We start from the raw sequence: 12,041 nt of genomic DNA on the forward strand, positions 1-12,041 counted from the left end.
TCATGCGGCCTCCGTAACAGTGCGGCCGTCGGCCTTGCCTGCCGGTTCCTTGCCCCACAGGCGGTCTCCAAAGAGCAGGTAGATCCAAAAACACGTGCCCACCAGGAGCCCGAAGGCGATTCTCGGCGAGTCGCTTGCGAAAAGCCCGGCATTCTGAGGGCTGATCATACCCTCGATGATGCCCGCGACCAGGAACATGGGCACGGTCCCAATGATCAGCCGGACCGCATCCTGGGCGGCGATCCGCAAAGCATCCCGTCGCGGGCGATCGCCCGGGTCCACCAGCGCGTGGCCGATAAGCAGACCGGCGGCGCCCGCGATAAGAATGGCGGACAACTCGGCTACGCCGTGAGGCGCGATCACTGAGACAAACAGCAGCAACTGATCCTCGTTGGCCGCTACACCCAGGAGAGCGCCTACCATGAAGCCGTTGGCGATGAGCACATAGAGGGTCCCCAGTCCGAAAAGCATCCCGAAGGCGAAGGCTTTCAGAGCCACCTGGATGTTGTTGCTGAACAATAGGCCGGAGAACTCAGCCCCGCCAAGCTGTGCCGCTGTGTCGGCGAAGTAGCTTCCGGCGGGTTCTCCTTTTTCCGCAAACTGCTGCCACGTGTGAACGGCGCCTTCGCTCACGAATGCCGGCGCCCAGGATGGGTCGGCCAGCACGGCGATGCATGCGATGAGCGCCGCTCCCACGGTGATAGCACCCGAAGCCAGCAGATAGGCGCCGCGCCGGCGGAAGGTGCGGGGTATCTCGGCCGCGAATAGTCTCCCGATGCCCAGTTGCCGACGACTGCGGCCCGTGTAGATCCGTGCGTACGCCCGCGCGCAGAGCTGGTTCAGATACTGGACACGCTCCGGGTCCGCCTCTGTAGCTCTTGCCTCGGAAAGTTGGGCGGCAAGCCGGCGATACAGCAGGCCGAGTTCGCGCAATTGCGAGTCCTCTAAGGACGACAGGCCACGGTGGTCTGCCTGCTCAAGCAGAGCGGCCAGCCGGCGTTGATCGGCGCGGTCGCGATCCTGGGTGCTGTCCGCGGGCAGCATGAGAGAAGAACCATACTCCAGGCAGGTGCGGGGCCAAGCCCCGGAAGCGATATGCAGTCTGACCAGGTGACGCTGGAGACGCCGGAACGGGTGGAGCTTGAGTTCGAACTGGCCGGCATCGGATCCAGATTCCTCGCGGCCGTCATCGATTCCTTGCTCCAGTTTCTGATACTCGTCGCCCTCGCACTGGCTCTTGGTGCGTCGCGGTGGGTTTTCACCGGCAACCTGGACAGTATCGGGCTATCGGCGCTGCTGGTCTTCATGTCCTCGATGTTGGTGGTCGTGATCTACTACGTGGCCTTCGAAATGGCCTGGGCCGGCCAGTCTCCCGGCAAGCGTCTTGCGGGCCTGGTGGTCGTGACCGATCAAGGCGGGCCACTGAGCTTCACTCAGTCCCTGGTGCGCAATATCCTGCGCCTGGTGGACATACTCCCGATTCTGTATATGACGGGTTTCTTTTCGATCCTGGTCACACGCCAGTGCAAACGTCTTGGCGATATGGCGGCGGGCACGCTGGTCATCAAAGTGCGCACCTTCGAACCGGCTGGCGACGAGAGCGCTGATGAGCCTGCCCCAGATGCGCCCCGGTACTCCCACCCGGTGGGCCTCGTAGCCCGGGCAATGCCCGGAGTGGCCTCGCTCAGCCCCCGCGAGCGCGAGACAGTGGTGCGTTTCACGCAGCGGCGTTTTGAGCTGGATGAAGCGAGTCGTCGCGATGTGGCCGAGCGGATCGCGGAGGGCCTGCGCCAGAAGTTCCCGGCGCTCTCGATACAGGAAGTGCCGGACGCGGAAGTGTTCATCCAGATCGTGTATGATGCGTGGATGGCCTCGCAGCGAGCCGCCGGGCCGCCCCAGTGACAGACACCGGAACGGTGAAAACGCCCGCACGGCCCCCCTCACGAAGAACCCGGAGGACAGCTCGATGAAGCAGCACCGCGATGCCCACCCGCATCTTGACCCGCGGCAGCCCAGGGATGGGAGCCGTCCGCTTACCAATCCGCCGGTGTTCGCCTGGAAGCCCGTCGAGGGGGTTGCTTCTTACGGTCTCGTCGTGGCCCGGGATGCGGGTCTGAGCGACGTCGTGCTGGAGACAACCGGGCTCCGCAACCCCATGTACCTGCCCTTCCGGGCTTTCGAGCCGGGAATGCATTACTGGACCTGGACGGCGGAGGGCCTGGAGCCGGAGGTCTTCAGCTTCGAGATGCCGCAGGATGCCGCCACCGTCGTCGTTCCGCCGGCGGAGACCTGGCTCGGCCGCCTGGGAGACGACCATCCGAGACTCTATGTGTCCCGGCAAGAACTGGCCGACCTCCGCGAGTCCCGCAATGGCGTGAGGGCGAAGGCCTGGGCGGAGCTTCAGTCTGCTGCCGACCGGTTACTGTCGGAGCCCCACGAGATAGAGGAACCGCCCTACCTGCCGGACCGAACCCGCGATTACCAGGCGTTCTTCCGTGCCTGGGCCCCGGTCATGTGGAATTCGCGGCGGTTCGTGAAAGGCGCGGAGTTACTGGCCTTCGCGTGGTTGGCCAGTGGGGATGAGCGCTATGGTCGGGCCGCCTGCGAGCGAATGGCCTCGATCTCGCGATGGGATCCGGATGGCTCCAGCCACATCAGCCACAACGATGAGGCGCACATGTCGGTAATCTGGAATGGCACGAAGGCCTGCGACTGGGCCTGGGAACTGTTCACGGCGGAGGAGCGCGCTGTGGTCGTCGAGCAGTTCCGCAGGCGCGGCGAGATCACCTACGAGCACATGCACGGCCGGGGCTGCTACGGCGTCACGCGATTCGATTCCCACGCAGGCCGTGAGATCGTGTTCCTGGCGCTCCTGGGGATGGTCTTTCATGAACATATCCCGCAGGCCGTGGAATGGCTCGACTGGCTCCGGCCGGTACTCTGCGGAATCTGGCCCGTCTGGGCTGGAGATGACGGTGCGTGGGCAGAGGGGCCGTCCTATGGGCTTGCGTATGTTTCCATCATGACCATGTTCGCCACCGCACTGAAGCAGGGCGTCGGTGTGGACCTGTACCAGCGCCCCTTCTGGAAAGGCCATGCGCGGTGGCGCGAGTGGTGCTGGCCGCCGTACGCGGAGTGGATCGGCTTCGGCGATCACACCGAACGCTGGCGGGGCAACTGGCTGTCCAACGCCCGGCTGGTAAACCTCATCCAGCTGCAGACAGGCACGTCTGAGTTCGGCCATTACGTGGAAAGCCTGCGAGCCACGGCGGAGAAACTTGAGACGCCCGATGACCGAAAGACGCCGGAGATATCAGCACAGGAGTATCTCCTGGGCGGACTTTTGGCGCCGGATTCGGCCACCACTCAGGACCGGATGCTCCGGGTCTTCCCCGGCGCCGGCTGGGCGGCGATCCGCACCGATCTACGCGACCCCGAGCGCGATGTCGCATTCATCTTCCGCTCTTCGCCCTTCGGTGCGATCAGTCACTCCCATGCCGCGAACAATGACTTCATCCTGCACGCGGGCGGCAAGGTGCTCGCGATGCCCAGCGGGTACTACGACGGCTACGGGTCCAACCACCACGCCCACTGGGTTTGGCACACAAAATCCCACAATTGCGTTACCCTGTCGGACGCCGGGCAGATCATGCGGTCCCACCGTTCCCGCGGCACGATTGCCAACGCCTTTGAGGATGACAGACTGGCGTACCTCGCAGGCATTGCCGATGAAAGCTACGCTGACCGAGCCACTTGCTGCCGGCGTCACGTGGTCTTCCTGAAGGAAGCGCTGGCGTTCGTGATGATCGACGAGTTCGTGGCCGTGCCCGGGATCGTCTCGGCGCTGCAGTGGAACATCCACTCATGGGCGCGGTTCGACGTGGATGAGAACACTCGTCGCTTCAGGCTGGAGCGCGAAGGAAGCAGCCTAGAAGGGACGTTCATGGTCCACCGCAACAGTTTCTTCTCGCTCATGGAGGGCTGGGATCCGCCACCAACTCGAGACAAGCCCAGCGACCAGTGGCTGCCACAGCATCACCTGCGCTTCACGCTTTCCGGCCCTTACGAGCGCGCGGTGCTGGGGACCGTACTGTGTGCGGGGTTGCCGGACCGCGATCCGAGTCCGGTGGAGACCGCGTTGGAGGATGGAGTGGAGACAGCGGAGGTTTCCGGCGCGCGCATCGAGTTGTGCGGCAGGAGCGGGAAGGAACCTGCAGATGAGCAAGCCCCCGTTGTGGCGCGAGTCACGCTGGCGGGTCTGTGTTACTCGGTCACTGAAAGCGGGATCTTGGTGAACCCCGCATGATCTCAGGTTCGCCGCCGGGTGCCTGGAGCCGTGCTGGTACGGGCTCACGCCGCCTTTGGTTCGCGGCGGTCTGCCTGTTCTTCGCAGCCTACGGTCTGTCGCTGTTCGGGCCGGTCGTGCTGGGAAACCGTGCCCTCTTCTGGCACGATGTGAGCATCGCTTACCTTCCGCTGCGCACTTCGGCGGCCGAGGCCATCGCTGCAGGTCACCTGCCGCTGTGGGAATCCCGTCTGGGCAATGGTTTTCCTGTGCTCGCGGAGGGTCAGGCCGGCGTGTTCTACCCACCGCATCTCCTGGGGTACACGGGTCTGCCGCAATATCAGGTCTATGCGATACTGGTCTGGCTGCACTGTGTCCTGGGCGCGGCTCTCATGGCGCTCTTCTGCCGCGAACTGGGCATGCGGCTCATGCCATGCCTGCTCGCGGGGCTCACCTACGGCTGGTCAGGCTTCTTCATCACCCACGTCATGCACATTACCATGCTGGAAGCCGCGGCGTGGATCCCTGCCATGCTGCTTTGCCTGGAGAAGTGGCTGAGCAATCCCCGAACGCACGGTTGGCTGGTCGGAGCCGCGGCGGCCCTCGCGCTCCAGGAACTGGCCGCGATGCCGCAGATCTTCTTCTACTCGCTCCTCAGCGCCATGCTGTATCTGCTGGTTGGCGCTGCAGGCAGAGCGCCGGCGGATGAGGACATTCGGCGCCCCGCATGGGTTGGGCGTGTTACCATGGCGGCCGTCGCGGTGGCACTGGGGGCGGTGCTCCTTGCCGCTGTGCAAGTGGTGCCGACCAAGTCGCTCGTGGGCGCATCTGACCGCGAAACAGTGACTGCGGAAAAGCTGCGGGAACTGGCCCTCCTGCCGCGCAACCTGGCCTATTTCGTACACCCCTATCTCCTGGGTTCGTATGCGGAGGGCAACTACTTCGGCCGTGACCACCACTACGAGGTCTGCGGTTTCACGGGAACGGCGGCCCTTCTGTTCGCCATCCTTGGCGGGGTGGTGGGCAGAGGCCGCGCGCGGGTATTCGCACTGTGCATCATCCCCCTGTCTTTGTTTCTCGCGCTGGCGAAACAGAACCCTCTGTACGAGTTCCTGGTAAATGTGCCCGGCTTCAACTGGTTCCGCGGAGCCGGGCGGTATGTCCTCTTGACGGGCGTCGGGGTGTCGCTGCTTGCTGCCTACGGCGTACAGGCGCTGGGGACAGTCCGGCGCGCACCGGCTCTTTTGGCATGGATTGGCCTGCTGGGGCTGTGCCTGTGGGCAGTGAGCTGGGCAGGGCTGCGCCTGGGCGGAAGTCTCATCTTGCCGCGCATGGAGAGGGTCGTGGGCGGCCAGGACACGACGCCTCTGGAGGCCCGAGAGGAAGCGCGGGAGAAGTATGAGTTCCTCATCGAGCGTGTTTCTCCCGCTGACCCAATCATGCTGCTGGTGCTGTTGTTACTGGGGCTGCCTGCCGCCCTGTGCGTTGCCCACCGGCTTCGGCCTTTTGACATACGGACGGTCGGGGAAGCCGCGGTTGCGCTTGCACTGGTTCAGCTTTTCATCTTCGCCCGGGACTACAATCCGTCCATTGAGCCCAGTTACTACACGCGGGCGCCGAGTCTGTCCGGGCAGATTGACAGGCAGGCGGGCCACTGCCTGTTCATTCACGATCAGAATCGCATCACCAACTCGGTAACACCGAAAACCAACCAGGGCTGGGCAGGGGGGGATCTGAGCAGATACTGGAACGAGCGCGAGTTCTTGCGCCCCAATCGCCAGGTGCTCTACGACCAGCGGTCTGCCAATGTGTTCTATGCACTCGTGCCCGCCCGATACTGGGACATCGACCGCCTGCTCAATGCCACGCTGGACGGACGAATTGATAGGGCCAGCGGACTGAAGGTGGCGCGGCCTACCGAAGTCCTGCGCGCGATGGGTGTCTCCGTGGTCTGCACAGCGGACCCCGATGCGCTCTCCAATCTGCCCGTGATCAGGCGGTACCCAACGTGGGTTGCCCGCCGTAATCCCGGCGCGATGCCGCTGGCCTGGTTCGCCGATCGACCGGTTATCTGCCCCGACAGGGAGTCCGCATTGCGGTACATGGCGTCCGCGGATTTCGGAGTTTGCGCACCTGCGGTTGAGATGGAGTCGGGCGCGGTCCTGCCACTCGATCAGGCCGTGCACAGGGGGAAGGTCATCTCGGCCACCAATGATTTCGGGAATGTGCGGGTGTGGTGCCAGACTCGCGAACCGTCCTTCCTTGTGGTGCGGGAGATGTGGGACAGCCATTTTCAGTGCCTGATCGACGGCCAGGAGACGCCGATCCTGCGCGCGAACTATCTATACAGGGGCGTGGTAGTGCCGCCGGGAGAGCACGAGGTGGAGTTCAGGTATGTGGCCGGAGATCTGCAAATCGGAGCAGCGATCAGCGGCATCGCGGCCGCCCTCGCAGTGTTCCTGCTGCTCGTGTCGGGCAGACGCAAAAGGCAGTGAACAGTTGACGACATTCGTATAGTCTGGTTATATAGGGGTACCGATGAACGGTCCCGTGCTCGTCGCAGACAGCCAGGAGACACAGCCGTTAGCCGGTCGCGGATCTGCACCGGCTCGTGTCGCGGCATGGGTACTCGTGATTGCTGCCTGCAGTGTCCTTGCACTGTACCTGCAGCCGGGCACGGCCTCAGTGAACGGCCTGCGCGTTCCGGTGGGCAGGGACTGGACGGCAGCGGACTGCGCACGTTTCGCAAACCTGCGCACCGACTGTGGTGCGCTCCTCGATGTTACGGGGCGGCTCATCTCTCCCGAGGGTGGCTACCGCATCCGTGTCTGGCGTGGTGACAGGGAGATCGCGCTCACGTCGCACATCAGGCCGGGGGAGAAGCTTCGCATCGAGCCTGCCCGCGATCTTGTCGAGCCCGTCGCGGATAGGATCGAGTACATTCCCGCCACTTGCATCCTGGCGGACGGGTCAACTGTCGACGGTTCCGTTGCTGCCAGCCCTGTCAGCGCTATCCGGCGCGAGCGCCGGGGAGCGCTGAGTGGGAAGCTGGTAAGCCGCGAACAGGCCGCCAAATGGGCAGTCATGGAGATCGGCAGCCGGCGCCCGCCGCACCGCACTCTGGCACTGACCTTCGATGACGGCCCCGATGACGCCTGGACGCTGAAAATCATGGATGCCCTTGAGGAGCGTGGTGCCCGGGGCACCTTCTTCTGCATGGGCCACGCGGTCAAGGTCTATCCGGAAGTGCACCGCCAGACCGTGGCGCGAGGGCACGAGACGGGCACCCACAGCTGGCTGCATGCGGATTACAACAAGCTCTCCGACGCGGCGATTCGCGCAGATATCCGTAAGTGCCTGGAGACGATGAAGGCGGCCGGCGCGAAAAGCGTGCGATGGTGCCGGCCTCCGTACGGCAACCACTCGCCGCGGGTGGACAAGGTGATCGCGGAATTCGGCCTGCGCATTGCGATGTGGGACGTGGACACCAACGACTGGCAACTGCCGGGCGCAGACAAGATCGTGTCCCGCATACTCAGGGGCGCGAAAGACGGCGGCATCATCTTGATGCATGATGGGCCCCGCAACAGGGAGCAGACGCTGGCGGCTGTGAAGCGCGTGGTGCCCCTGCTGCAGGCGCAGGGGTATCGTCTGGTGACTCTTTCCGAAGCCAAAGGACTTGTGCCGGTGTTTACGGGCGAGGTGCGAATGCGCATCGGTGACCGGGAGTTCGTGCTGAAGCCGCTGCCCGCCGACACCATCCTTGAAGTGGGCGCCGAGCGGCTGTCGTTGGCATGCGTACCATTGCGGGTCGGTGACGATTACCTGGTCCCGGCGCGGGAAGTGGGGACTGCCCTGGGCGCACAGGTGGCCTACGACAAGAAAAGCGAGACGGTTACCCTCCAAGTATTCGGCCGGTCCGGCGAGTTCAGGCTCGATTCCCTGCATGCCGAGATCGACGGTGCGCCCATTGAGTTGGACGTGCCCGCCGTTCTCTATGAAGGCCGGGCGATGGTTCCGGTCGGCGTGCTGAAGCGTTTCATCCCCATCGGCTGCAAGTACGACGAGAGCAGGCACGTGCTGAGTATCGCGATCCTGCAGAGTGCGGCTAATGAACTGATACAGGCCGTCGCTGCGCCCGTCGTTGCCGGCTAAGCATGCGTATCAGCGGAAGCGGACCCGGACTTCCCGAACGCGCGGCGTCGCCACCGAGTTGGTAGCGCCCAGCGCTAGCCGGTACTGGATCCATCGAGCCGCCCCGGGCAGATCTATGCCGTCCCCGTTGTCGAGATACCCGTCTGTTCCCCCAGCCCCAACCCAGCGCGCGCTCGGTAAGGCCTCGAGAGAACCCGCGCACCGGAGCTGTGCACGCACCCAGGTCTTCAGCGGGATATCGGCATCCCATTCGATGGTGACACGCCGCGTTTCGTCGTCCAGTTCCCTGGGCTCGGAGATGTAGTGTTCCTCCGGGCCGCGGTCGGAGATGCTGCCCACCGGGAGACGGACCATGCCGTGCGGACCGTTGCTTGGCACCTGGGTGACCCGGTCCGGCCTGAAGCCTTCCGGGCCGTTCCACCAGATCGCCGAGTGCCCGACGTGGTCATTGTTCACCTTGTGGTAAGCCACTGCCAAGTCGATTCGGCCATCTTCGTCGAAGTCCGCCGCGACGCAACCGGATGCCGAATGCATGAAAATGCGCTTGCGGTCTTCGGCGTCGAAATGCCCGCCCGGTTGCCCCCAGTAGATGAAGGAGTCTACGTCTCGGGTGCGGCCCTCGTGGTAGTTGGAGACGAACAGATCGAGAATGCCGTCCCCATTGAAGTCTGCCAGTTGCAGGGCGTTGACTCCGTACGCCGGAAGTTCAGTGCGGTTCTCCTCGCGGATGCCCTGGGGACCGTTCCAGTAGACGTACACGAATGAGTCATGGGGCCCGGTCGGGCTCGGTGCGTGCCCCCCGACTACCAGGTCCAGCCAGCCGTTACCGGTAAGATCCGCCGCCTGGGCACAAGACGCGTGACGGGCGCAAATCATCTGGCGGCGCGATATGTCGAAGCCCTCGGGACCGCCCCAGAGGATGAAGCTCCGGTCGGCGTTGATGTGAGGCACGAACAAATCCAGCCAGCCATCATTGTTGAGGTCGGCCAGCAGGATCCACCGGGTCTCGCTGTACGTTACCCCGTCGATCCTCATCTCCAACCGCTGCGGGTTGTGGACGTCGAAGCCATCGGGGCCGCCGTAGTAAACCAGGAGTTCGGGGTTCTGGAATCCGCCGAAGACCAGGTCCAGATACCCGTCGCGGTTGATGTCTCCGCAGACTACACCGTGCGCGCGCACCGTCGGGAAAACCACGTCGGGCTCGTACCGGTAACCTTCCGCGCGCCCCTTGAAGAGGAAGGAGCCCGGGTCCAGGTGCACGGCGTTCTCCGAGCAGTTCGCAGTGACGATGTCCACCAGGTTCCTGTCGAAAATGTCCACGCAAAGGGCGTCCACGCAGTCTCGCCCCTTGAGATGGATGCGCCGCTCAGGCGCGAAACCCTCGGGGCCACCGGTGTAGATGACCGGGTCGATGTCACCCCCACTGCGTCTGGCGCGGTGGTTGACGAAGACCAGCTCGGGCCGGTCCGCGCCCCGGAAGTGGCCGATGAGCGCCCGACGGACGTTGTGACTCAGCAGGCGGACGGGCGCCGGATCGATCCCCTCGGGCGTGCCCCTGAAAACCAGCGAGGGAACAGAGAATGTAACTTCGTCGCGCTCGGTTGCGATGACTACCGCGGCGCAAGGACTGTCATCCAGATGCCCCACCGCGACGTCGCAGGCCATTGATGTGGCCAGCGGCGTGCGCCTGTCCTCCGAGAACCCCTCGGCACTCCCCCAGTAGCACCACGAGCACTCCGTTCCTGAACAGTCGTCCCGGGCGGCGAGCACCAGGTCCGGGTAGCCATCGCTGTTCACGTCGCCAATCGCTGCGCTGAGGCAGGACCGGCATAGCAGCACGATTGGCTCTCCGAACCCTCGGCCCCGGACCGGGACCAGGAGTACGCGGTCGGCGAGGGGGACGAACAGGTGTGGCAGTCCGTCCAGTTCGAGAATGCTCGGGACGGCCTGCGTGGCAGTGACGTGGTCCTCCGGTTCCGACGGGGTCTCGGACGCCGCTTCCTGCGCAGCCCTGTCGGCAACAGGCACTGTTGAGATTGCATCGGGGCGGAGACCCTCGGGCCCACCCCAGGCTACCCTCGGCGGCCCGATCGATGAGAAAAGATAGAGGTCGCAGTAGCCGTCGTCATCCAGGTCGGCGGCGCAGATTTGGTCAGCCTTGATGTCCAGGTCGGTGTGCACTTCGCGCTCGAACCCAAAATGGCCCTGGTTGAAGACCCGCAGGCGCCCCGTTGTGATAATCGCCAGGTCCATGCGCCCGTCGCCATTGAAGTCTCCGGCTGCGATGGACGAGGCGGTCGGTGCGGGCAGACTGACACATCGTTGCCGGCTGAGACCGTCCGGGCCCCCGTAGTAGATTAGAGCGTTCAGGTCGGTGCGCGTGCCGTTATAGCGCATCGCCAGGGCGAGGTCATCATAGCCGTCGCCGTTGAGATCGGCGACCACCCCCGAAATCGCCCCGTCCGATGGAAGCTCAGTGAGTTCAGGCCGGCCAAAGGGGTCAGAGTAGATGTAGATCGGCGGGCGCTCCCAGTGGTTCTGGCTATTGCAGACTAGAACATCGGCGAAGCCATTTCGGTTGAGGTCGAACTGGTGGATGCGCTGGAGAACACCGGCCCGCGAAACATACAGGTTCTGCCCGGCGTTCCCCATCCGTCCGCGCGAGAAGCCCTCGAAGCCCCGGGTGATCCACAGGTGGTTCCGGTCATCCGGCATGTGGCTGTTCCTCCGACATGCAATCGGTGAGAGATACACAATCCAGCCCCGAGCGTCGCGTTATCAGCCTGTGACCGCCGATGGCTGCAGGAGAAGCTCGGCCCAATCAGACGGCGCGTATCCCGCCTGCTCAAGAAGAAGGTGATGGTAGGTGAAATCCCCAAACTCATGGGCCCGGTGGGTATCGGTGGCGATGGAGACCGTCACTCCGGCCTCCCGGCAGAGACGCAGCATAACCCGGTCGCAGTCTTGCACCTGGTAGTGGCAGTTGAGTTCCAGGGCGATGCCGTGCTCGTGCGCTGTGCAAACAAGCCACTCGATCAAGGAGTGGGGCACCTCGCGTTTCTTCTGCGCCCACTCCCGGAAGGGGTGGGCAAGGGAGTGGACACCAATTCCGCAGAGCGCAAGGGTCCGGACCATGAACTCTTCCGCCACTTTGCTGTCGGACAGGTCGCCGCTGAGCGCCCGGATACCGTGGACCGCGCCAACGATGATATCGAGGCGCGGCAGGAGGTCAGGATCGAACACCACGGTGCCGTCCGCAAACACGTCAAGCTCCACACCAATGAGCATGTTCCCGCGACGCCCGGTTTCGAGCCACTCCACATATGCCGCGCACTGGTCCAGTCCCTGCCGGTAATGGGCGTCGAAGATCTCCCGGGCGTCGTCGCCCCAGAAAGCCCATGCCTTACCGGGCGGGTAGAAAATGTGGGCGCTGTGATCTGTGATGGCGAAACAGACGTCGGAGGTTGTCGCGATTTCCTGGTACATTCGAAGGCTGACGTCTTCGGCACATGCGGATAGCTCGGTGTGGCAGTGCGTGTCGAACAGCTGCATCGGCGAGTCCTCTTCAGGGCGCTTTTCCCGGCGGGTGCGGGTGCTTCGG

7 protein-coding genes are annotated in these 12,041 nt (G+C 64.1%); 4 read left to right on the plus strand and 3 right to left on the minus strand.

The genetic code is table 11. The features are described 5' to 3' along the window. Positions 1-1,044 (minus strand): stage II sporulation protein M, encoded by a 1,044-nt coding sequence (locus tag HPY44_17905; protein ID NSW57881.1) that lies wholly within the window; start codon positions 1,042-1,044, stop codon positions 1-3. Between the two features lie 51 nt (positions 1,045-1,095). Between HPY44_17905 and HPY44_17910 the strand changes: the two genes are divergently transcribed. The 4 genes from HPY44_17910 to HPY44_17925 all read left to right on the plus strand — a co-directional run bounded on the left by HPY44_17910 (position 1,096) and on the right by HPY44_17925 (position 8,440). Beyond that, entirely contained in the window at positions 1,096-1,902 is an 807-nt protein-coding gene (locus HPY44_17910; protein ID NSW57882.1) for an RDD family protein, read from the plus strand. Positions 1,903-1,966: 64 nt separating this feature from the next. Further along, complete coding sequence (locus HPY44_17915) at positions 1,967-4,306, plus strand: DUF4962 domain-containing protein (GenBank protein NSW57883.1); 2,340 nt, start codon at positions 1,967-1,969, stop codon at positions 4,304-4,306. Next, positions 4,303-6,780: a hypothetical protein gene (locus HPY44_17920; GenBank protein ID NSW57884.1), complete on the plus strand. Its 2,478-nt coding sequence runs from the start codon at positions 4,303-4,305 to the stop codon at positions 6,778-6,780. The genes HPY44_17915 and HPY44_17920 overlap by 4 nt, the downstream gene beginning before the upstream one ends. A gap of 43 nt (positions 6,781-6,823) precedes the next feature. After that, positions 6,824-8,440, plus strand: a complete 1,617-nt coding sequence (locus tag HPY44_17925) for a polysaccharide deacetylase family protein (protein ID NSW57885.1) — start codon at positions 6,824-6,826, stop codon at positions 8,438-8,440. A gap of 9 nt (positions 8,441-8,449) precedes the next feature. On the opposite strand, the gene HPY44_17930 is transcribed toward HPY44_17925, so the two are convergent. Next, positions 8,450-11,155 carry a VCBS repeat-containing protein gene (locus tag HPY44_17930; GenBank protein ID NSW57886.1) on the minus strand — a complete coding sequence of 902 codons (2,706 nt, stop codon included), beginning with the start codon at positions 11,153-11,155 and terminating at the stop codon, positions 8,450-8,452. A 63-nt stretch (positions 11,156-11,218) separates the two neighbouring features. After that, on the minus strand, positions 11,219-11,992 hold the full coding sequence (locus HPY44_17935; protein ID NSW57887.1) for a hypothetical protein: 774 nt from the start codon (positions 11,990-11,992) through the stop codon (positions 11,219-11,221). Positions 11,993-12,041 lie beyond the last annotated feature (49 nt).

It is taken from the genome of Armatimonadota bacterium, assembly GCA_013314775.1.
Taxonomy (GTDB): domain Bacteria; phylum Armatimonadota; class Zipacnadia; order Zipacnadales; family JABUFB01; genus JABUFB01.

Coding starts and splice junctions, on each gene's coding strand:
- HPY44_17935 (NSW57887.1), bottom strand. CDS start 11,992: ATGCAGCTGTTCGACACGCACTGCCACACCGAGCTATCCGCATGTGCC.
- HPY44_17915 (NSW57883.1), top strand. CDS start 1,967: ATGAAGCAGCACCGCGATGCCCACCCGCATCTTGACCCGCGGCAGCCC.
- HPY44_17910 (NSW57882.1), top strand. CDS start 1,096: ATGCAGTCTGACCAGGTGACGCTGGAGACGCCGGAACGGGTGGAGCTT.
- HPY44_17930 (NSW57886.1), bottom strand. CDS start 11,155: ATGCCGGATGACCGGAACCACCTGTGGATCACCCGGGGCTTCGAGGGC.
- HPY44_17905 (NSW57881.1), bottom strand. CDS start 1,044: ATGCTGCCCGCGGACAGCACCCAGGATCGCGACCGCGCCGATCAACGC.
- HPY44_17925 (NSW57885.1), top strand. CDS start 6,824: ATGAACGGTCCCGTGCTCGTCGCAGACAGCCAGGAGACACAGCCGTTA.
- HPY44_17920 (NSW57884.1), top strand. CDS start 4,303: ATGATCTCAGGTTCGCCGCCGGGTGCCTGGAGCCGTGCTGGTACGGGC.